This window comes from Kribbella sp. NPDC026611, assembly GCF_040638345.1.
Classification (GTDB): domain Bacteria; phylum Actinomycetota; class Actinomycetes; order Propionibacteriales; family Kribbellaceae; genus Kribbella.
Window position 1 is genome coordinate 1 of record NZ_JBEZYC010000011.1, and the last position, 20,825, is coordinate 20,825.

16 protein-coding genes and 1 pseudogene are annotated in these 20,825 nt (G+C 65.1%); 5 read left to right on the plus strand and 12 right to left on the minus strand.

Going from position 1 to position 20,825, the window contains the following annotated elements:
* Positions 1-198: pseudogene (locus AB0E69_RS34715) on the plus strand (NADH-flavin reductase); the annotation flags it as partial.
* Positions 199-503: 305 nt separating this feature from the next.
* Here AB0E69_RS34715 and AB0E69_RS34720 read toward each other — a convergent pair.
* Positions 504-2,213 (minus strand): hypothetical protein, encoded by a 1,710-nt coding sequence (locus AB0E69_RS34720; RefSeq protein ID WP_360156226.1) that lies wholly within the window; start codon positions 2,211-2,213, stop codon positions 504-506.
* A 1,030-nt stretch (positions 2,214-3,243) separates the two neighbouring features.
* Between AB0E69_RS34720 and AB0E69_RS34725 the strand changes: the two genes are divergently transcribed.
* Positions 3,244-4,275 carry an endo-1,4-beta-xylanase gene (locus tag AB0E69_RS34725; protein ID WP_360156229.1) on the plus strand — a complete coding sequence of 344 codons (1,032 nt, stop codon included), beginning with the start codon at positions 3,244-3,246 and terminating at the stop codon, positions 4,273-4,275.
* Positions 4,276-4,287: 12 nt separating this feature from the next.
* Here AB0E69_RS34725 and AB0E69_RS34730 read toward each other — a convergent pair whose 3' ends face one another.
* The 3 genes from AB0E69_RS34730 to AB0E69_RS34740 are packed head-to-tail and all read right to left on the minus strand — an operon-like array spanning position 4,288 to position 6,880.
* Complete coding sequence (locus AB0E69_RS34730) at positions 4,288-4,821, minus strand: DinB family protein (RefSeq protein ID WP_360156232.1); 534 nt, start codon at positions 4,819-4,821, stop codon at positions 4,288-4,290.
* Positions 4,814-5,905: an FAD-dependent oxidoreductase gene (locus AB0E69_RS34735; RefSeq protein ID WP_360156235.1), complete on the minus strand. Its 1,092-nt coding sequence runs from the start codon at positions 5,903-5,905 to the stop codon at positions 4,814-4,816. The genes AB0E69_RS34730 and AB0E69_RS34735 overlap by 8 nt, the downstream gene beginning before the upstream one ends.
* Before the next feature lie 45 nt (positions 5,906-5,950).
* On the minus strand, positions 5,951-6,880 hold the full coding sequence (locus AB0E69_RS34740; protein ID WP_360156238.1) for an alcohol dehydrogenase catalytic domain-containing protein: 930 nt from the start codon (positions 6,878-6,880) through the stop codon (positions 5,951-5,953).
* Positions 6,881-7,184: 304 nt separating this feature from the next.
* On the opposite strand from AB0E69_RS34740, the gene AB0E69_RS34745 reads away from it, so the two are divergent.
* The 3 genes from AB0E69_RS34745 (at position 7,185) to AB0E69_RS34755 (ending at position 10,537) form a co-directional block, all read left to right on the plus strand.
* On the plus strand, positions 7,185-8,141 hold the full coding sequence (locus tag AB0E69_RS34745; RefSeq protein WP_360156241.1) for a LysR family transcriptional regulator: 957 nt from the start codon (positions 7,185-7,187) through the stop codon (positions 8,139-8,141).
* A gap of 289 nt (positions 8,142-8,430) precedes the next feature.
* A complete protein-coding gene (locus AB0E69_RS34750; protein WP_360156244.1) occupies positions 8,431-9,327 on the plus strand; it encodes a deoxyribonuclease IV in 897 nt (298 codons plus the stop codon).
* A gap of 7 nt (positions 9,328-9,334) precedes the next feature.
* A complete protein-coding gene (locus tag AB0E69_RS34755; RefSeq protein WP_360156247.1) occupies positions 9,335-10,537 on the plus strand; it encodes a hypothetical protein in 1,203 nt (400 codons plus the stop codon).
* A 55-nt stretch (positions 10,538-10,592) separates the two neighbouring features.
* Here the strand turns inward: AB0E69_RS34755 and AB0E69_RS34760 are convergent, their stop codons facing one another.
* From AB0E69_RS34760 to AB0E69_RS34795, 8 genes are read right to left on the minus strand one after another with little or no spacing between them, the layout of a single operon-like run.
* On the minus strand, positions 10,593-12,176 hold the full coding sequence (locus AB0E69_RS34760; protein WP_360156250.1) for a glycoside hydrolase family 32 protein: 1,584 nt from the start codon (positions 12,174-12,176) through the stop codon (positions 10,593-10,595).
* 28 nt (positions 12,177-12,204) lie between these two features.
* On the minus strand, positions 12,205-12,327 hold the full coding sequence (locus AB0E69_RS34765) for a hypothetical protein (RefSeq protein ID WP_360156253.1): 123 nt from the start codon (positions 12,325-12,327) through the stop codon (positions 12,205-12,207).
* On the minus strand, positions 12,324-13,412 hold the full coding sequence (locus tag AB0E69_RS34770) for a glycoside hydrolase family 172 protein (protein WP_360156256.1): 1,089 nt from the start codon (positions 13,410-13,412) through the stop codon (positions 12,324-12,326). Before AB0E69_RS34770 ends, AB0E69_RS34765 begins: the two co-directional genes overlap by 4 nt.
* A gap of 14 nt (positions 13,413-13,426) precedes the next feature.
* Positions 13,427-14,911: a glycoside hydrolase family 32 protein gene (locus AB0E69_RS34775; protein WP_360156259.1), complete on the minus strand. Its 1,485-nt coding sequence runs from the start codon at positions 14,909-14,911 to the stop codon at positions 13,427-13,429.
* A complete protein-coding gene (locus AB0E69_RS34780; RefSeq protein WP_360156262.1) occupies positions 14,908-16,338 on the minus strand; it encodes a glycoside hydrolase family 32 protein in 1,431 nt (476 codons plus the stop codon). Before AB0E69_RS34780 ends, AB0E69_RS34775 begins: the two co-directional genes overlap by 4 nt.
* 25 nt (positions 16,339-16,363) lie before the next feature.
* Positions 16,364-17,614, minus strand: coding sequence for an ABC transporter permease (locus AB0E69_RS34785; protein WP_360156265.1), 1,251 nt, complete (start codon positions 17,612-17,614; stop codon positions 16,364-16,366).
* Positions 17,607-18,590, minus strand: coding sequence for an ABC transporter permease (locus tag AB0E69_RS34790; protein WP_360156268.1), 984 nt, complete (start codon positions 18,588-18,590; stop codon positions 17,607-17,609). Before AB0E69_RS34790 ends, AB0E69_RS34785 begins: the two co-directional genes overlap by 8 nt.
* Positions 18,591-18,620: 30 nt before the next feature.
* Positions 18,621-20,594, minus strand: coding sequence for an ABC transporter substrate-binding protein (locus tag AB0E69_RS34795; RefSeq protein WP_360156271.1), 1,974 nt, complete (start codon positions 20,592-20,594; stop codon positions 18,621-18,623).
* Positions 20,595-20,825 lie beyond the last annotated feature (231 nt).

Consider the following 20,825-nt stretch of genomic DNA (forward strand, 5'->3'; position numbering starts at 1 on the left):
CGGCTCTGGACCTATCTCAGCCCGCCGGAGTATGCCTACCCCGGCGAACGCACAGGCCGCTTCCGGCTCGGTGGGGACCAACTGCTCACCGACTCCAACGGCCAGAGCCGCATCTCGTACGAAGACCTCGCAGTCGCAGTGATCGACGAGGCCGAGCTGCCAACTCATACTCAACGGCGATTCACCGTCGCCTACTAGCGGTGGCGATCTCGGGTGCAGGCCACGCTCGAGGACGATGACTTGTTCCTGAGGCATAGCGCCATCACCAATCGGAGATGGTCAGAGGTCGCGGCCGGCGATCGCCGGCAAAGACGGTCAGTTGGCCGTTTCGCCGGCGGCAGCGTCGACCCGACCAGCCAGGATGCCAAACGCCGCGAGTTGTTCCAGTACTCCGTTCTCTGATCCTGGCCGTTATCGGCCAGAACGACGTCCACGGCATCGGCCAGCGAACCTGACCGAAACCTCAGATGGTTCCGCAGGTGCGACGCACCGCCGCGACTGTCTCAGCCGCGCTTCATGTCGGTCACCGTGAGGCTTCCGTCGTGGAGTTTCAGGTAGCCGTGCCAGGCTTGCTGGCCGAAGCCTGCGCCTTCGTAGGAGATCCAGTGCACGGCGATGCGATTCCCTTGCACGGTGAGCGCCTTGACGTCGCTGTGCTCGGTCTGGACGTACTTGTCCAGGTCGATCGACGCGACGAGCGTTGGGCCTGGGCCGTAGATCGCGATGGTCTCCGGCCAGGTGACGCCGCCCGCTGAGCAGTCGAAGGCCACGGCGGTGTCCTTGATGCCGTCGGCGTTCAGGTCTGTGGTGGCCGGCGGCAATGGCGTTATCCAGTCGGCACCATTCAGGCGGATCGAGGCGTAGCCGTCGTGCAGCGGGTCAGCGATCGGCAGATTGCCATTGACGAGGCGGCCGGCTTGATGTCTGCACATCTCCGGCGCTTCAGCTTGGAGCAGACCAGCTGTGGTGACGGCCGGGAGCCCTCTCATGATGGCAGCGGCGACTAGGCTCGCAGCCTTTCGATCTGCCCAGTCACCGGGCAGTTTGCCCGCCACAGTAGCTCGGAAGCGTTGGCTGCAGCCGTCGAGTGGCTTGATTGCCACGGCCGCGACCTCTGCAAAGTCCTTGAACTGCCAAAGCTCCTTGCTGGTGTCGGCGAACCGGTCCTGCAGCGCGAGGTTTTTGTACAGCCGGTTCGAGTCAGTGTCGACCGCCGAGCACGTTGGTGTCCATTGCCCCAGCTGCTGCGGTGTTCCACGGCCGTTGATCGACCAGGAGAGCGGTCCGACCAAGGCGTTCGCGAACTGGTCCGACAGGTAGAAGATGACCTTGCCGGCGGTGATGACCTTGAAGACGCTGACGAGCTCATGGGCGAGCCGGTTCGACTGGATTGCCGCGGTCTGTGACAGGCCGCCCTTGGCGATCATCGCCCGGGACAACTGCTCGAAGCGCCGGCCGAACTCGCTGTCTGGTTCCATCAGTTCCTTGGCGCACCCGCCGATCGCGTTGGCGACGGTCCGGCCGAGCTCGGCTACATCCCGGAGGTTCGGTCTGCCAAGCAGTTCCTTTCCCCCACACTCGTAGAGCGCCTGCACCGCCGCTGCCACGGCTGGGCTGTCGGCCGCAACACGCAGTTCGTTCGCGCCGAAGGCCACCGCATCGGCGAGCACGGTGATGGGATCGACCGAGGTGCGGGCCTCGATGTGGTAGCTCCCAGTCTCCTTCGGGCGAGCGATGCCGACAGCGTGAGTTTTGAGCGGCGGGATGAGGTGGCGGGTGGATGTATCGAGGACGTCTTGAGCGATGGAGTAGACGATGGCCTTCGGGTCGTACGCGTCGTCCCCGCGCCACGTCCAGGCCCACTGCTGACCGCCGTACACCATAGACATCTGCTGGCTGAAGGTGCGGTTGTTGGCAACGCGGACCGTCACCCGGTTGTCCTTGTCAGGCTCGAAGCAGACACGGATCGCGGCCGCCGACAGGTCCTGGTCCGGATCGACCGTAGCGGTGACCCAGGGTGGGAGCTTCTTCCCGCTGCACTTCGGTTCATCGACTCTGGCGCCGATGATCTGCCCGGTTCCCTGGCCGACGTCTGCGATCCAGGTCAGGATCGAGAAGTCACGCACCGCGGCGGTCATACGAGTGCCGTGCCAGATCGGCTTCTCGGCGGTGTAGGCCCAGGCGTGGGCCGCCGGGTTCCAGCGCGCCAGCACCAACGAGCTCCGCTGAGTCGCCGTCAGCTTCGGAAGCTCCCATGAGAGCGAGAGGGGCGAGACCAGCGGAAGGTCGTGGTCGACAGAAACCGGTCGACCGGCGATCTCGGTCCCATACGGCCCGACGAGGATTCCGATCTCGTCACCAGAGCTGATCTTGACACTGTGCCCCGCCCGGACCGCTCCCGCGGGTACGTCGACCTCGAGCCCGTTCCAGGTTGCTTGACCACCTCGCGAGTCCATCGTTTTGGCGGTGTCGGCCAACGTTGGTGGATGCTCCCCAGGCGGAGCCGTCGGACTCGCGATGGGCGATACCGACGGTTGATCAGCTGACACCTCTGGCTGCCGGCTGCACCCGGCGGCGGCAACCAAGGCCAGCACAAGAGCGATTCCTGCGATTCTCACATGTCCCCCCAGACATCAACGAACAATGGCTACATCGCGTAACCCGGCCAGCCAGTTACTGTTTGTTTCCACCTGTGGACTACGCGGGCTCGGCAGAAACCTCCGCGACGCGTCGATGAGCGCCGGGTGCAGTCCGTCGGGAGGGTGGCAACGGCATCCGCAGTCGCGCGTTGCCGAATGAGGTGATGAACGCACTCAACCCCGGCCTGCCGCTCCTGGAGCTGAGTGGGGCCGAGCTGCCCGCGTCGCCATCGAGCCGCCGATGGACGCGGCGTTCGCCGGACGCGCCGCGCCGTCCGCTCGACTGCCGTCGACGAAGATGCCGGCGGCAAGTACGTGCTGGTCTATCGCGACTGCGAGGAGAACAGGCTGCTGCGCCGGTGCCGAGGTCAGACAGCTCTGCGGTGGTTCGGTGCAGATCCAAACTGTAGCACTTGTACTAATTTCGCTGTACTGTCGGCAGCCAAGCGGTGTCAGTTCGGATCGTCGATGTTTCAGAGGAGGTACGGTGAGGAACCTTCGAGCAGCGCTGACTGGTGTATGCGTTCGCTTCACACAACCGGCCCTTGGCAGTGCGCGCGGCCATCTCCGGTACGGATTCCGGCGGGTTACCACGTTCGCATCCGTGGCCGTGCTCACGCTCGTCGCCGGTGCGGCCGTCCCGGCGACGGCGGCCGATGCGACAGTTCCCAGCCTTCGAGGGGAGGCGGCCAAGGCTGGGATTCTGATCGGTTCCGGGGCGATCAATCCCGACTATCTCGACGAGCCGCAGTTCAGAAAGGTGCTCGCGGAGCAGTTCAACAGCCTGTCACCCGAGAACGAGCTCAAGTGGTCGTTCAACGAGCCGCAGCACGGCGTCTTCGATTTCACGAAACTCGACCGGCTCGTGAATTTCGCGCAGCAACACCACATGGCAGTGAAAGGCCACGGCCTCATCTCCAGCTGCTGCAACCCGGCGTGGCTCGAACAGATCCAGGATCCCGACCAGTTGCGCGCCGCGATGGCGAACCACTTCAGGACGCTCATGACTCGCTATGCGGGCAAGGTGGACCGGTGGGACGTCGCCACCGAGGTGCTGTCCACCTTCGGCGGCACCGGCCTCGAACACAACTACTTCTATCAGGTCCTCGGGCCCGATTACATCGCCGAAGCGTTCCGCATCGCACACGCGGCAAACCCGAATGCCAAGCTGTTTCTCAACGAGTCCCTGGTCGAGTTCTACCCGGCGAAGCGTCAGGAGTTCTACGACCTCGTGTCCGGCCTGGTGAGCCGGGGCGTGCCCATCAGCGGCGTAGGGCTCGAGATGCACGAGACGTTCGCTGGCCCGGAGCCCGGGGTAATCACAGACATCGTGAACTCCTACAAGGCTCTTGGGCTGCAAGTGGCCGTCACTGAGATGGATGTACATCTGACGCCGCTGCCCGACAATGCTGAGTTCCAGCAGCAGGCAGAGATCTACGGGAGCATCATGCGCGAGGCGCTTGCGGCCGGCGTGCGGGACATCAGTTTCTGGGGTTTTACCGACAAGCATGCCTACACCTGGGTCCCGGGCGCGAAGCCGCTGATGTTCGACGATCAGTACAGGCCGAAGCCGGCCTTCTTCGCCACCTGGAACGCGCTGGCATGCTTTGCATCGCACGCGAAGTCTCCGGCATGAGGGTCGTGGGCCTCAGCCGAGAGGGTTGAGAACGAGATATCCGTCGAGTCGCGAGACCTGGTTGCTGTCCGGGTCGCCAGGGAGGGCATGGCCGAGGTCGTTGGAGCGTACTTCGCCGATCCATTGGTCGTGTTGGTATTCGTGGTTGATCAACGCAACCAGTAGATGGGCAGCGACGACGGTGAGCTGGGCCGGGGCGGCGACGTGGCCGGCGGTGATGTCGGTGATCCTGGCGTGTACACGCTCGGCGACCGTGTCGCGGAACTCCGTGAGTCGTTGGACTGTGGGCAGTGCGCCGCGGAACTTCTCGGGCCGCGCGGAATCCATGAGCCCGTCCAATTCGGGATCGGGGCTGGGTTCGGCGGCCGTGAGGTTGCGGATCATGAAGTGGGCGACGTGGGCCTGGTGGCCGAGGTGCCAGCCGATCGCGCTGGAATTCTCATTGGGTCGCCAGGTCACCTCGTCAGGGCTGAGGTCTTTCCAGAGTTCGTCGGTGTAGGCCCGGGCGTGGTCGTACTCGCGCAGCAGTGCTTCTACCTCATACATGACTTCCCCGTGGTGTGATCTGGTTCTCTGAACGAGCGGTCAGGACCGCGTGGGCGGCGCGCTCACCGGCGGCGAGTGCGCCTTCGATGTGTCCGGCGTAGTCGGAGGCGGTTTCGGTCGAGGCCCAGTGGAGGCGACCGTTCAGCGCGGGCTGTTGATACAGACGATGCCCGAAGAGGCTGTAGTCGGTCAGGTTGTGCACACTTGCGGTTGAGGTCCAGTGTTCGGCGCTCCAGTCTTGGAGGTGCAGCGCAAGCGGGCCACCTGCTTCCGGGCCGAACAGCTGAGTGAGCTGGTCGGTGACTACTTGCCGGAGTACTGACGTTGCGGCGCCGGCTCGGGCGAAGCCGAACAGGGCAGCGGGTTTCCCGTGAGGACCGGACATGTCGTGAACCTCTTGGAGTGGACCGGTATAGCTGAAGGCAGCCCCAGCGAGTCCTTCGGCGCGCCAGAACGGGCTGGGGTAGACGGCGACGACCTTGACGACGTTGCCCATCCATACCGGCGTGGCAGAGGCAAGTCTGACGAGGCCGGCGGGCAGTTGGTCACTGAAGTCGATGCGTTCCAGGGCTAGCGCGGGCGGTACGGCCAGAACGATGTGGCTGGCGTGATGGAGTGTGTCGGGGGTGTGGACGGTCAGGCCGGTGCCGGTGGCGCGAACGGCGGTGACGGGCGTGCTCAGGCGCAGCGTGCCGGCAGGTAGCTCGGCCGCCATCCGATCAGTGAGAGCACCGGCACCGGCAACGTAGCGGTGGGCGGACGAATCGACTGGGTTATCCGGCAGACGGTGTACGCCGGAGGCGTCCTGGAACAGCGCGTTGCCTGCTGCGTACTGCTGAAAGCTGCCGACTCCGAGGCGCGTGGTGAGGGCTTGCACTCGCTTCTCGCCGTCCCAGAACCAAGTGGCTCCCAGGTCGAGGGCCGCGCCGTCGTCTGCACGAGTGCTGAGAAGGCGGCCGCCGGGACGGTCGCGTGCCTCCAGGCACACCGTGTTGCACCCGGCTTGGGTGAGTACGGTCGCCGCAGTCAGTCCTGCGGCTCCCGCGCCGATGACGACAACAGGCTGTCCGTCCTGGTGTGGCATGCGCGCCTTCTTTCCTCTTGGATGCCGGTTCCAGGAAGGCGGGCATCAGGGGGTCGGGGTGAGGACCATACGGAAGCGGGCTTGTCCGGCCTGCTGTGTCTTCAGGGCTGCATCCGCCTGTTCCAGCGGCGTGGTCTGCACACGAGGACGGACATCGGTCGCGAGGGCGAACCGCATCGCCTGCTCGGTATCAGTCGGGCTCCCGGTCAGCTGGCCGGTGACGCTACGGGCGTGCATGACCAGCTTGTCCAGGGGCAGCTGGAGAGGGGTGCCGTCGAAGCCGACGACGGTGAGCCGGCCGTGGGGTACCAAGCCGTCGATGAGTCCCGCGAGGGGTTTGCTGCTGGCGGCCGTGGAGAGGATCAGCCGGCACCCGCCGAGCTCCCGCAGCGCTGGTCCGACCTCGTCGTGGGAGGCATCGATGTAGTGATGTGCGCCCAGCTGCAGGGCGGTCGGCCGCTTGTTCTCTCCCCGGGCGATGGCCACTGTCTCGAAGCCCATGGCCGCGGCGAACTGAACGGCCAGGTGGCCCAATCCGCCGATCCCCACCACGGCGACCCTGTCGCCCGGTTCTGCGCCGCTGTTGCGAAGAGCGTTGAAGGTGGTCACCCCCGCGCATCCGAACGGCGCGGCCTCCGCCATGGATAGCCCTTCGGGGATGCGGATCAATGCGTTGACCGGGACGGTGATGGTCGACGCCCAGCCGCCGGGGTAGGACAGGCCAGGGATCTGGCGATCCGGGCAGTGCACCACGTCGCCCGAACGACATGCGGTGCACGAGCCGCAACTGCCACCGAACCATCCGACCCCGGCTCGTTCGCCGATCTCCCAGCCGCGGACGCCCTCGCCCAGTTCGGCCACGACACCGGCGACCTCGTGGCCGGGAGTGATCGGAAACCCGTTGACCGGGTGGAGGTCTGCGACGGTGCCGGCATCGGCTCCACAAATGCCTGATGCGACCACGTCCAGCCGCACTTCTCCCGGTCGCGGCTCTCGTGCCTCCACGGGAGCTACCACCAGGGATGCCCCGGCCTTCGTCACTTGTGCGGCCCGGTGGGCTCGGCGGTCGTCCTGGGACACGGCAAATCACTCCTCATGAAACAAACGGATAGCTCCACTGCTGGCATTTTCTGCTGAATGCAGTGCTGCACATGAGTGCGCCAGTGGACCCCGAACTCAGCGGGACGTGTTGCCCACGGTAGGCCGGGTCGAAGGCCTTCGGTAGCGGACGCCATTGAATGCTGATATAGCCTGTGGTTATGACTGCCGGGAGCTTGCGGTGAACATCGAGGGGCTGCGCTACGCGCAGGCCGTATCCCAGACGAAGTCCTTCAGCGCGGCGGCGCGAGACTACGGCGTTACTCAGCCGGCGCTGTCGAACGGGGTTGCCCGGCTGGAGGACGAGCTCGGCGTCAAGCTCTTCGACCGGTCACCGCGAGGGGTGAAACCGACAACCCAAGGCGCCCGCATCCTGCCGATGATCGACCATGCCCTGACGTCTCTGGACGCCATCATGTCCGAGGCACAGCGGTTGGGCAGCCCGGCGACCGGGGCCATCCGCATGGGCGTCTCACCACTGATCGGAGCGGACCTAGTGGCCTGCGCCTTCGACGCCGCACGCGGACTGTCGCAACCTCGTGATTTGGTGCTGCGGGAGGCGGATCTGGACCTGCTGCGCGGGGCACTGAGGGCCGGCGAGTTGGATGTCCTGCTGGTGCCGGCGGTGGAGGCCATGCCCGCCTATCGTCACCGCGTCATCCTCAGTGAACCCATGGTCGTGATCGACCCGGCTGCAGCTCCCGGTGCCGAGGGGCCGGTTGAGCTGGGCGCAGCTGCCGGCGCCGACTACATCCTCGTGCCCGACACGTGCGGGCTCACCACGTTCATCACCCGGCTGTTCAGCGCCAACGACCTGGCGCTGCGCACGTATCCCGGCGAGGCAGCCAGCTATCGCGTGCTGGACGAATGGGCCGGCATGGGTGTCGGTGCGGCGCTGCTGCCGCGCTCCAAGGTGAGTCACCGGCATGCCAGCTGTCGCCCGCTGATGCGGGCGGGAACCCCCGTCGAGATCTCGTACGAAGCCGTCTGGGGCCGGGCGAACGCTCTGGCTGCCGATCTGGACGAGTTCGTGGACCTTCTCGCCGTGGCTGCCGCATCCCTGGTCGACGAGCGCCCTCACGGCCAGCGGTCTCTTCAAGCGGATGAGCCGCTGCAAACCCCCAGTGTGAGCGATTAGCTCTGCCTATAGCCCCATCACCGAAGATCCGCTACCGGACGGCGGCCGGGAACTCTACCGTGGCTACGACAACAATGGCTGCTGGATTTCTCGCGACAACGAGACGGCACAGGATGCAGTTAGTGGCCTGTCTGGAAATCGCGCTCCGCGCTGACACCGTTCCAACAGGGGTACACACCATGTCCCGCGGGTTCGATCTCACCGGCAAGAAGGCTGTTGTCGGAAGAGACCGACTGGGTGACCGGACTCTGAGGTGCTGAACAACCGTCTGTCTCGGGTCGGGTCTCACGTGGCGGTTGCCGGTGGCCTGATCAAGGGTGGGTTGGGAGAAGCCGTTGCCGTCGGCGCGGAGGTGATCCAGTTCTTTGCGGGCAACCCGCGGAGCTGGATCCCCCGCAACTTCGATCCGGCGGCCGATGACGCCTTCCACGCGGCCCTCGACGACCTGGGGTTGGAGGCGTACGTCCATGCACCACATCTGATCAACCTTGGTTCGTCGGCTCCATTGGTGGTGGAGCGATCCTTCGCCGCACTCACCGCGGCATTGCGGCACGCGTCGCGTCTCGGTGCCACAGGGGTTGTCTTTCACGCCGGCTCTTCGGTCGTGCCGGACCGCCGCCGCGCTGCTCTCGCGCAGCTCCACGAACTAATGCCTCGGCTGCTCGATACCGGACCGCCCGGCGTCCGGCTACTGGTCGAGCCGACGGCGGGCGGCGCAGCCGCACTGGCCTCGACGATCGAGTCGACGGTGGAGTACCTGGACGCGGTGGCCGATGACCGGCTGGGACTTTGTCTGGACACCTGTCACCTGCACGCGGCGGGGGAGGATCTCAGCACCCCTGGAGCCGTTCAGCAATGGGTGAAGATTCTCGGCGATTCCGTCGGCCTCCATCGGCTGCATCTGATCCACATGAACGACAGCCGCGACCCTCCTGGCGCGAAACGTGATCGCCACGAGTCGCTCGGAAAGGGAACACTCGGTACGGCGGGGCTCGCCGCCCTCCTGTCGCTGCCCGAGCTCCGCGGGGTCTCATTTCTGGCCGAGACGCCAACGCACGCCGAGGACGTCGCCATGCTGCGCAGCTGGCGGCGCGACGCGGAGAACGTGTCGACGGCGCCGGCCTCCGATGAGACTTTCGACGTTGAGGTGGGTGATGATGAGCAGCGCATCGCGACTGCGGAATGATCAGCCCATGCCGTTCGCCGCTTCGCCTGCGCTGATTCGCAGAACCGACCGCTGGTTCGTCCGCTGCGGTACGCCCACGATGATTGAGGGCTACGGTTTTGCGACGCATGTGCTCCCGCGGATGCTGCCCGCGCTGACCGTAGTCGCGCTGGCGAGCCTCGCCTGGCTCGTGACGCTGCGACCTGCCGGTTCCAGTCGTTGGATCGTGCTCGCAGCAGTGATGGCGGCTGCAGTTGCGGTATGGGCGGCCCTCGCGCTGTTCGTCCGCCGGCTGCCGCGTTTCTCGCGCACCGCGACGGTCGTTGTCCTCTGTCTGTACGCAGGCTTGCCGGGGATGGTTCCGCTGCTGCAGTTGGCCGTGGACGGAGCAGTGACCCCGCCGGGGGGCCGCGTCGTGGGGCTGCTCGGATTTGTCATCTTCTTCGCTGCGGTCTTCGGCGTGACGCTGCTAGCCACCGTCTATGGCTTCGGTGGCCTGCTGCGCCGGGCGGCACGGCACGCTCTGCACGATCTCGGCAACAGCGTTCACATCTTGGGGCGCGCGCTGCCGACCATGCTGTTCGTCACCCTCTTCTTGTTCTTCACCGGCGAGTTGTGGCAGGCGATGAACCGGCTGGCCTGGTGGCGCCTGGGGCTGATCGTTGTTCTGTTCGCGGCGATCACCGTGCTGGCGGCGGCCGCGCGCCTGAGGGATGAGATCAGCCGCGTCGAGCAGGATCTCACGCCGCCGATGTTGACTGCCGCCTGCCGAAACACGCCGTTGGCCGGCGTACCGATCACAGAGCTGACCAGCGACGACGCTGTGCAGGCGACACCGCTGAACGGGCGCCAGGCCCGCAACCTGCTGCTGGTGCTCGCGACCCGGCAACTGGTGCAAGCGATGATCGTGGGCTTGGCGCTGTTCGTCTTCTTTCTGATCCTGGGATTGATCGTGGTAACTCCGGGAACAGCCGAGCAGTGGATCGGAGCTCCGCCGGTGCCGTCGGTTCTGCTGCCCGGGCTGCCAGTTGCATTGCTGCGTAACGCCACTCTCTTCGCGGCCTTCGGCAGCATGTACTTCTCGGTGACATCGATGCGCGACAGTGAGGAACGACGCGAGTTCTTCGCCCCGATCATCGACGAAATCGAACGCATCCTGGCAGTACGCGCGGTCTACCTCGCCGTCCGCGAAACCGTTCAGCCAACCCCTTTACGTAATCGAGCTGATTGAACCTCTACGCCATCACAGTGCTGGTTTCCCGATTCAAACGTGTTGTCGGACTCGTTCACGTGGTGACGTGGAGCTCGCGGATCGTGAGGTCGCGGAAGGTGGCGTTGCCGTCGTTGACGAACAGGCGGATGCGGTCGTCGCCGGGGAGTGGAAAGACTCGGTGCGAGTGCACGTCGCGGCCTTCGTTGATGAAGTATTCGACGCTGGATCGATCGACGAGCACTCGAAGCGTCAGCTTTCCCGCGGAGCGGTCGATTGCCGTTTGCGACTCGCCGCCTGTCGGATTCACGGTCGGGCGCCGGTTGACGTACGCGTATGGTCCGTTGAGGAAGGCGCCAACGGCCACGTGACGACCGCCTGCCGGGCCGCGTCGGAGTTCGAACCCGATGTTCGATGGCGCCGAGGCGGGATCCCACTCCAGCGTGCACGAGAGCTCATATGCGGTCACGCGGAGGTCGAGGTCGCGCACGCCCGACAGCCGTACGTCGCCGATCCGATGGGTGCGGGTCGCGTAGCTGCGCAGTGCTGCGGTCGGCGCTGAGGCCAGCGCGTAGGTCGAGCCGGTCCGCAGCAGCCGGAGATCGCGCACGGTCATGTCATCGCCGTTGTAGCCATCAGTCACCAGCGAGGGAGTGTTGTGCGGGTAGTCCCAGAAGTTCGCCCAGCCGATGGCGTGCCGAAGCGCGGTATCCTCCTTGCCCTTGGCATCGTGGTGCGGGTAGGTGACGGCGCCGTAGAAGTCGAAGCCGTGGTCGAGCCACCGTGGCTCGCCGTCATCGGGCGTGAAAGTGGCGCCGTCGAACGCTCCTGTCCAGTACGCGTAGGTCGCGGGTAGGCCGCGAGCCTTACCATTCGCGCTGACGCCGAGCACCCAGTGTGGCGTGCCGTCGTCCGCGGTCATCTTGAACAGGTCGGGGCACTCGAGGAGACCGATGTCGCTGCGAGAGAATTCGCCAACGCGCTGCCAGGTGCGCAGGTCGGGCGAGGAGTAGAAGCCGATTTTCTGTCCCTCGGCGGTCGCAAGTGCCCAGTGTGAGCGCTCGGCATCCCAGATGACCTTCGGGTCCCGGAAGTCTTGCACGCCCGGGTTGGGCAGCACTGGGTCGATCGGCCCGGCACGGAACGAGCGGCCGCCGTCCGTCGAGTACCAGAGGTACTGCGCCTGAACGCCGTTCGGCGCTTGCGTGACGAGTGCGATGACAGCGCCGCGCCCATAGCCGGCGGTGTCTTGTTCGTCAACGACGAGGCTGCCCGACCAGCAGTCGCCGTTGCTGTTGGTGTTCTTCGGGATCGCGATGCCGCGATCCTTGAACAGAACATGGTCGCGGGTGGCCGCGAGCCGCCAGGCGGTGCCCGGCCCGCCGTTGAGGTAGTCGGCGTTGTACAGGTAGAAGTACAGATACTCGCCGTTCAGGAAGATGGGTCGCTGGGGGTCGTTCTTCCAGTTGTCGGGCACGCTGAAGTGAAACTCGGGGCGGTAGCAGGGTTGGCCTTGCCGACGGGTTCCGATCGCCTGCGCTGTCGGTCCGCTCGCTGCGACTGCAGGCGCATCGCCGAGCGCAGCGACTGCGGTGCCGAGGGCCAGACCGCCAACGCCGGCGACAACGCCGCGGCGGGACATGTGCTGGGGGTGAGTCATTCGGTTACCTTTCATCTGGCCGTGCGGCCTAGTCAGCGTTGTAGAGGTAGTAGAAGTGATAGGTGCCGTCGACAACGACTGGCCGCTGGGGGTCGTTCATCCAGTGGTCTGGCACCGTGAAGTGGTAGCTACTGCGACGGCCCTGTGTCATCGAGGCCTCCGCTCGAGTCTGCTCGGGAATGAGGGGAAGGGTGCGTGGGGCTCGATCTGGTACCAGTAGGCGACCGAGGAAACGTCGTCGCTGCGTTCGAACAGGTCGGCACCGACCTGACCGATTTGCTGGACTGTGACCCGCAGATCCCGCTCGAACCGGATGGGATCGGGCAGGTGCCATCGGTACATGCTGTGGACCGGAGCCATCGCGGTCGCGTACACGGCCTGTTGGGAGGTGTCGCGGGTGGCGTACTGCGGGAAGCCGGAATATGGTGCGCTGAACGTGAGGACGTGAGGTTCGACTGTGGAACTCAGCTGATCCTGGAACGCCCAGGCACCGCCGGCATAGTCCTCGGTACCGGTGCCACAGATCGTGGGGAATTCGTCATCGCCGTCGAGGAAGAACTTGACCTCTCCCTCACCCCACCAATATCGCTCGAGTGCGGTCACGCTCAGGAAGGTGCCGACGTACGCTCCGCGGCCGCGGACACCGTCGACGATGGTGTAGTCGGTTCCGATGGTCGTCGGGTTCTGTCGCCTCCACTGCGCGTGGAAGCGGCCGGTGTCGGGCGGCACGTCTTCGCTGAGCTCGTAGTCGATCTGGTAGAAGAACCCGCCGATCTCGACGGGGTGCTCACTAGTTACCGTTACGCGGGCGGATGAGGCGAAAGGCATAGGGAAGTAGCAGTTCATGCCTCCGGTGGGCGCGCCCGTGATCGGCGCCGAGGTGACCAGCGCCCGTGTCCCGGCGCCGCAGCAGAAGAAGTCTCCGATGGGCGCCTCGACGGAGGGTGTCTCTTCTCCGTCCCAGTAGGCTCGCAGCACGAGATCGCGGAGGACGAAGCCGACCGCGTCGGTGTGATCGGGCATCGTGAACCAGAGGTGGGTGAGCCTGCCGCTGCCTTCGATCTCGGCGAGCTGTGTGGTCTCGCCGGGCGCGAGATTGACGCACGGCCGTCCCTTGCGGCCGGGGCCGAGCGAGGACGCGCTCCGGCCGCCGGCTCCTTTGGCACCAGTTGGGTTCTCGGCGGTGATGGAGCGACTGACAACGCCCGGACGCAGGGTGGGCACGAAGTTGTACAACGGCGTTCTCCTTGTCAGGGCCGCACTGGACGCGGGCCGGTCCAGATGTCGGCCATCGTCCAGGCATCGAGCTGTTCGAGCTGGATATGGCCGCCGACTGCGCCGACGGCGACTCCGACGGCGTCTGGTCGGGTGGGATAGACCCGCGCCGTGAGGGCGCGGCCGTTGGCGAAGATCTCGAGCACCGAGTGGTCGATAATGACGCGCAGCTCGACTCGCCCGTCGGTCGCGATCGGTACTGCGCCGACCAAAGGTTTCCGGTCGACGTCCAGGTCCCGGCTGCTGTGTTGGCGGTCGAGGCGGAGCTCACCGGTGTCGCGATCCACGATGATGACCGTCTTCTCGGATCCGTCCGATGTGCAGCGAACCGTGATCTCAGCAGTCGCTCCAGGAGGGACGACAAGTCGCAATTCGATGTCCAGTTGATCGCCGGCGACGTCAGAGAGCGGGACAACCGACCGGTCCGGGAGTGTTTGCGGTCCGACTGAATGGTGGTCCCGGCGCAGGGACGCGACTTCCTTCACTGGTGCCTGGAGGAGTTGGCCGTCGGCACCGAGGAGAAGTTGTCGTGGCAGCGAGATGGCGCCGGACCAACCCGCCTGTCGGGTGGCATCGCCCGAGCGGCCTTCCTGGATCCAGCCGTACGCGATGCGTCGACCGCGGACGTCTGTCATCGACTGCGGTGCGTAGAAGTGCCGGAGGCCGTAGTCGAGCACGTGCAAAGACCTGGCGACGAACTTTCCGTCGGCGTAGTCGCCGACGTAATAGGCGGGGTAGTGCGTCGTCTCGTCGTCCCAGACCGAGAAGACCAATATGTGGCTGTCGCCGAGTGGGAAGAGGTCGATGCATTCCCACATGGTTCCTGTCCACAACTCGCCCGGTACGTCGATGTCCGCGGAGTGCAGCAATCCGTCGTAGCGCCAATGACGTAGGTCCGGCGAGGTGTAGTGCAGCGCGGCTCCGCCGATGCCGGCGATGCCGCCGCCGATGAGCTGGTGCCATTGGCCAGCCTCGTGCCAGACGCAGTGGTCGCGGTAGGCGATCAGGTCGAGGCCTTGAGGAGATTCTGGGATTACCGGGTTGCCGGGCTCCTTGTGCCAGCTGCGCAAGGTCGGGTCGGCCGTGGCGATGCAGGCACGTTCGGAGCCGCCGCGATGGCCCGAGTACATGACCGTCGGGACGCCGTCATGGTTCACGAGAACGCCGGACCAACAGCCATCGGCGTCGGCGTCGGCGCCGTCGCCGGGGGTGAGGGCGATCGGTTCGTCGTGCCAGTGCACCAGGTCCTTGCTGGTGGCGTGGCCCCAGTGGATGCGTTCGTGCGCGGTGGAGTCGGGGTTGTACTGGTAGAAGAGATGGTAGGTGTCGCCCCACTGGGCGACTCCGTTGGGATCGTTCATCCAGCCGCCGGGGGCGACGAAGTGAAAGCGCGGCCGGTGCGGGTCCTGCCAGGCAAGCTCGCCGAGATCCGCCGCCGGCGCCGCGGTCTCGCTCGTCATCGATTTCCTCGCCGGATGGTCGGCGCGGTGGCGATGACGGTTGCGCCGTCAGCATAGAGTCCGCAGCGAGCCGGGCGGTCTGCGTAGAGTCGCGCACTCAATGCGACCTGATCGTTCACGTAGGCGACCATGGCGCTGCCGTCGACAACGATGCGGTAGTCGAGTGGGACGCCGGCTTGAATCTCGAGCGGCCGGTCAAGCTCGGGCATGTGGTCGACATACCAGTTCCGGTAGCCGCCGATCTTCCCGAACTGCAATGCCTGGCGGGCGGGGTTGAAGCGGAGGAAGTAGCCGGTGTCGCCGGCGGCATCCACATGGAGGAGGACACCCGCCTCACCGGCGTCGGCGAACGTGAGCTGTCCCTCGAGCAGGCAGCTGGAGCCCATGCAATCGCCGCGGACCGCTGAGTAGGCGTACCGGCTGTCAGCTCGGTAGCCGTCGGCTGTCGTGGTCCAGTCCGTGCCGTCCAGTTCGAGGTGCTGCCGAGTGGGTTCGCCGAACGCTTGGACCAGTGTTTGCGGCATCCGGACGCCCAGGGTGCCGTCGTGGTTCTGGATGACCTCGTGGACGGTCAGGGCGCCGCCCCAGACCCAGTCGCCTCCGTCGGCGTCGCCTACCTTGCTCGGGTTCCAGCCGAACAAGAACCGTCGGCCGTCCTCGTCGCCTGCGGTCTTGGCAGCGTAGAAGGCGCGGTTGTCGAACATGTTGTCCGCCGGCGTTTCCCAGGGTCCTTGGAGCGAGCGGCTCATCACGTACCGGGTGGCCGTCCGGGTTGTGTACTCGGAGAACACCAGGTAGTACCACTCGCCCATCCGGAACAGATCCGGGCATTCGTGGCCGTGGTAGCGGCCGGGAGCGTAGAAGGGTTTCTCAACTGTCCAAGTAGATAGATCTTCGCTGGTCAGCAGCGCCGTGCAGCCGGAGCGCGAGACCGGTCCGTCTGCAGTGCGGGCCGCCAGCAACATGTGGTACCGGCCGCTATCGGGGTCTTTGTAGACGAAGGGGTCTCGCCAGTCGTGCCGTTCGTACAGCGACTCATCGGCGTACGAGACTTCGCCGGCCACTTTCTCCCAAGAGATCAGGTCCTTGCTGGTGGCGTGCAGAACGGCCTGCTCGTGGTGTGCTTCGTCGCGGAAGTACGGGTTGATACCGGTGTAGAAGATGTGGTGCAGACCCTTGTCGTCGGTGATCACCGATCCCGTGGCGACGGTGAGGTCCTGGTCGTCGATGCTGCCCTTCGAGAGAGCTTCACCATGGTCGACGAAGGTCACGAAGTCATCAGTGGAGACGTGGTGCCACGGGCTGCCGATCCCGTACGAGTCCTTGTCGCGGTAGTCCCTGAGGTAGAACACGTGGTAGCGGCCGTTGGCGTAGAACGGGATGCAATCGCCGACGACGCCGGGGACCGGTTTGTAGAAGATCTGCATGAAGGTTTCCCAACGGTTCGAAGTTTCAGCGGGAATACGGGTCGGCGGCGTCGCGGAGGCCGTCGCCGACGAAGTTGAACAGGACGACGGCGAAGACCAGGAAGGCCGCCGGCGCCAGGAGCCACGGGTAGTTGGCCACCACGGTGACGTCCTGGGCCTGCTGCAGGAGCGTCCCCCAGCTGACGTCGGGGGCGCTGATGCCCAGACCGAGGAAGCTGAGCGTGGTCTCGCCGAGGATCATCCCTGGGATGGCGAGCGTGATGTGTACGACCAGGAAGCTGGTCACACCGGGCAGGAGGTGCCGGCGGATGATCGACAGGTGCCCGGCCGAGGAGATTCTGGCGGCGGTGACGTAGTCCTCCTCACGCAGTGACATCACCTTGCCGCGAACGACCCGCGCCAGCCCGGTCCAGCCGACCAGGGACAGGATCAAGGTGATCGCGAAGTAGGTCTGGATGCCTGACCAGCCCTGAGGGATCGCGGCGGACAAGGCCATCCACAGCGGGATGAGCGGGATGCTGATGATGAAGTCGATCAGCCGCTGGATCACCGAGTCGACCCAGCCACCGAAATAGCCGGAGATGCCGCCGAGCACGACACCCAGCACGAAGCTCAGAAATACGCCTCCGAGGCCGATCAGAAGTGAAACCCGGGAGGCGTGGATCAGCCGCGAGAACAGATCCCTGCCCAGATTGTCACTGCCCAGGAGGAACACGGGGTGTCCCTTGGTGCCGAAGAGCCGGTGTTCCAGCGGAATGAAGCCGGCGAGCTTGTAGGGCGGCGTCTTCACGAACAGCTTGATCGGATACCGTTTCGCGTCGTCCGGCACCATCTGCTTGTACTTGAACGTCGCAGGGTCCAGCTGGTTGCGGGTCTCGTAGATGAAGGGCAGGTGCCAGTTGCCGTGCTGGTCCATCAGGTGTACACGGGTCGGCGCGGTGTACTGGGCATTCTCGAAACGTTGCAGCTTGTCGTACGGCGCGACGAAGTCTGCACACAACGCGACGGCGTACAGCGCGATGAGCAGGATCAGGCTCGCCGTAGCGAGGCGGTGTTTGGTGAATTTGGCCAGCACCAGTCTCGACTGGGAGGCGTCACGCAGGCGCTCTTCGACCTGCCGCTGGCGTTGGCCGCGGGCCGACCGGTGGTGTTTGAGAAGTTCAGCGCCGCGGCGGTTGACGTAGTGGCGGTCATCGGACAGCGTGGCCGGCTTGCCGTCGCCGTCTCGTGTCGTGTGGTGGGTGGCGGTGTCGGTCATCGCGTCCTCGTCACTCATACCGGATGCGGGGATCGAGAACGGCGAGCAGCACGTCGGAGGCCAGCGTCCCGACGACGGTCAGAGCGCTGAGGATCATCACCAGTGCACCGGTCAGGTACATGTCCTGGGAGAGGATGGACTCGAGCAACACCGGCCCGGTCGTCGGTATGTTGAGGACCTTCGACACCACAACCTCGCCGCCCACCATCGCCGGCAGCATCCACCCGATCGTGCTGATCAGCGGGTTGATGGCAATCCGGACCGGGTAGCGCATGACCAGCTTCCACTCGGGCATGCCTTTCGAACGGGCCGTGGTGACGTACTGCTTCTTGACCTCGTCCAGCAGCGACGCGCGCAGGACCCGGACCACGCCCGCTGCTCCGGTCATCGCCAGCACCAGTAGTGGCAGCCAGAGGTTCTTCATCATGTCGACGAACTTCGCCACCGACCACGGCGCTGCCCGGTACTCGGGTGAGAACATGCCGGTCACCAGCCAGCCGGTCTTCTCGTACACCACATACATCAGCACCAGCGCGAGCAGGAATCCAGGGACTGCCAGACCGACGAAGCTGATGAAGGTGAACAAGTGATCCCAGATCGAGTACTGACGTAGCGCGGAGTAGATGCCTATGGGGACGGCGATAAGCCAGGTCAGCAACATCGCGGCCACGGCGATACCGATCGTGCGCGGGACCCGCTCCTTCAGGATGTCCACGACAGGGCGGTCGTAGAGGAACGAGTTGCCGAAATCGCCGTAGCCGATGTGTTCGACCCAGATGCCGTACTGAACGTACACGGGCTTGTCCAGCCCGTACTGGGCTTCGATCGCGGCACGCTGTCCCGCATTGACCGAGCCGCCCTGGAGTTCCAGGTTGTGCACGTAGGTGTCGACGAAGTTGCCTGGCGGCAACTGGATCACCGCGAACGAGACGACCGAGATCAGGAACAGGAACGGGATGAGAATCAGGAGCCTGCGAAGCACGAACCGAGCCATCAGACTGCCTTCCTACCGGACACGCGCGGTTCACTCATCGGCGAACCATGTGGCCTCGGCGTTGATGTAGGTGTCGAGCTCGTACGGCGAGCCCTCCTTCTGCACGTTCCGCAGCCGGGCGTCGACGATGTTCGGCGTGACCCGCACACCCGCCGTGGGGATGAAGACGTAGCTCTGCCGGAACCAGGCCATCAGGTCGTCATAGGCCTTCTTGCCTTGAGGTGACTCGGGCGGGAACGCCTTCCGGGCCGTGTACAGGTCATAGAACTTCTGCAGGTAGGCCGGCGGCTTGCGGCCCTCCTTGCCGTTGGAGGTGAAGTACGTCCACGTCGCCGGCGACCACGGACCCTTGCTGGCCGGAAGGAAGTCCTCGGACATCCCCGAAGCCCACGCCGGACCGTCGTTCCAGGCCATCGAGGCCATGATCTGGTTCGCGGCCTTGCGCTGGTCGAACAAGGTTCCTTCGATCCGCTCGATCTGGACGTTGATGCCGACCTGCCCCAGTTGTTCCTTCAAGAGTTCGGCGACCGGGTCAAAGTCCGGGGAGCCTGCCGAGTGGGTGAGGCGGAAGACGAACGGTTTGCCATCCGGACCGAGCCGGAAGCCCTTGCTGTCAGTGCGGTTCATGCCGACCTCGTCGAGCAGTGTCTTGGCGAGCGCCGGGTCATGGCCCTGCCACTCCGGACCGGGCTTGTTGTAGAGCCCGAAGTACACCGACTTACTGATGCCTTCCGGGTCGATGGCAGCTTCGATCGCCTTGCCGAAGCGGTGCGCTGGATCTGCCATCAGTTTTTGCCAGACGCTGCTCTGGTCCTGGTACTGATAGTCCTGGTTCAGATAGACGACCAGTGGGTTGTTGAACGACTTGGTGGTGAAGACCCTGAACTTGGAGCGCTCGGCGTTCTGTTTGTAGACAGGCATCTTGTTCAGGGCAACCTCGCCACCCGAGGCGATCGACACCTGGCCGCCCAGGACGGCGTTGGTGAGAGCGTCGGTGTCGACGACTCTGTCGATGACCACCTGGTCGACGTAGGGCAGCTGGTGCCCGGACTTGTCGACGTGCCAGAAGTACGGGTTGCGGTCGTACACGCTGCGGTTCTCGGTCGACTTGCTCAGTACCCACGCGTTGAGCGTCGGCATGCCCAGCGCCCGTGGGTCACCTGCGTCCCAGTGGAGAACGTCCTTGTAGGTGAGCAGTTGCACCCAGTTCGCGCGCCGGTTCGACTTCACGAGGGCGGCCAGCGCGGCCGGCTTGGCGTACGTCTGGTGGAACTGCTTGAGGTAGTGGGCTGGTTTGAACAGATCGTTGTAGTAGGGAATCCACGAGTTCAGATCAGCGATGAACGAGCCGTACGGGCGGGAGAAGTCCAGCTCGAAGTTGTACTGGTCGACGATCTTGAGTGTGGCGGGACCGAGGTTGGCGTTGCCTTGCGTGTAGAGCTCGGTCGGCCAAGGCGTCTGTACGTTCTTGTCCTGGTACATGTCCTCGAAGGGGAACCGCACGTCCTCGGTGGTCAACGGAACCCCGTCGGACCAGCGCAGTCCCTTCCGAATGCTGAACTTGAAGGTCTTGTAGTCGTCGCTGTGGGAGAACGCGCTGACAATGTTCGGGGCGCTGACCGCGGTCGACTGGCTGGGGGAGCGGAGAATGGTGGCGCCACCGGCGATGTTGAGCCAACCACTCGGGAAGGTCGCCGCTCCTTTGAAGGTGCCGCCGTACTTGCCGTCCTGCCAGTCCATGTACTCGTTCTGGATCAGGGTGCCTGGGCCGACCACGAATGGTTGCTCGGGCAACCGCTGGTCGATCGGCGGAAGCGTACCCGCCGCGACCTTCTCTGCCAGCGAGGGTGGTTCGATGAACCCGCGCGCTGAGCGTGGGCCTTCGTCGACTGCCTTGACCACTGCCGGTTTGCCGTCGCCGGTCGCCTGTCGGACGACGACAAAGCCCACCGCGAGGGCGACGACGACACCCGGCGCGATCAGGCGCCTGATCTTTCGGTTCATCTGCGATCCAACTCCTTGATGATCAGCGCCTGCTGCGGCGGCTGACAGGCCAAAGCGTGAGGCCACTGCGGCCCTACCTGGGGGCGGAAGTGGTGACGTGCACGCGTCCAGGTCGCCCGCCGATCGGTGCCAGCGGGTGATGGCGTCTCCGCAGCGGTCGTGCGGGTGCGCTTGGTGTTACGATTTAGTAAATTGATACAACGGTGCGGTGGAGGCGTCAATAGGTGGACA

Bases quoted from the DNA above. Each gene is read 5' to 3' on its own strand.
- AB0E69_RS34765 (WP_360156253.1), bottom strand. From the start codon at position 12,327: ATGACACAGGGCCGTCGCAGTAGCTACCACTTCACGGTGCCAGACCAC.
- AB0E69_RS34760 (WP_360156250.1), bottom strand. From the start codon at position 12,176: ATGACTCACCCCCAGCACATGTCCCGCCGCGGCGTTGTCGCCGGCGTT.
- AB0E69_RS34755 (WP_360156247.1), top strand. From the start codon at position 9,335: ATGCCGTTCGCCGCTTCGCCTGCGCTGATTCGCAGAACCGACCGCTGG.
- AB0E69_RS34735 (WP_360156235.1), bottom strand. From the start codon at position 5,905: ATGCCACACCAGGACGGACAGCCTGTTGTCGTCATCGGCGCGGGAGCC.
- AB0E69_RS34730 (WP_360156232.1), bottom strand. From the start codon at position 4,821: ATGTATGAGGTAGAAGCACTGCTGCGCGAGTACGACCACGCCCGGGCC.
- AB0E69_RS34780 (WP_360156262.1), bottom strand. From the start codon at position 16,338: ATGCAGATCTTCTACAAACCGGTCCCCGGCGTCGTCGGCGATTGCATC.
- AB0E69_RS34790 (WP_360156268.1), bottom strand. From the start codon at position 18,590: ATGGCTCGGTTCGTGCTTCGCAGGCTCCTGATTCTCATCCCGTTCCTG.
- AB0E69_RS34775 (WP_360156259.1), bottom strand. From the start codon at position 14,911: ATGACGAGCGAGACCGCGGCGCCGGCGGCGGATCTCGGCGAGCTTGCC.
- AB0E69_RS34785 (WP_360156265.1), bottom strand. From the start codon at position 17,614: ATGAGTGACGAGGACGCGATGACCGACACCGCCACCCACCACACGACA.
- AB0E69_RS34795 (WP_360156271.1), bottom strand. From the start codon at position 20,594: ATGAACCGAAAGATCAGGCGCCTGATCGCGCCGGGTGTCGTCGTCGCC.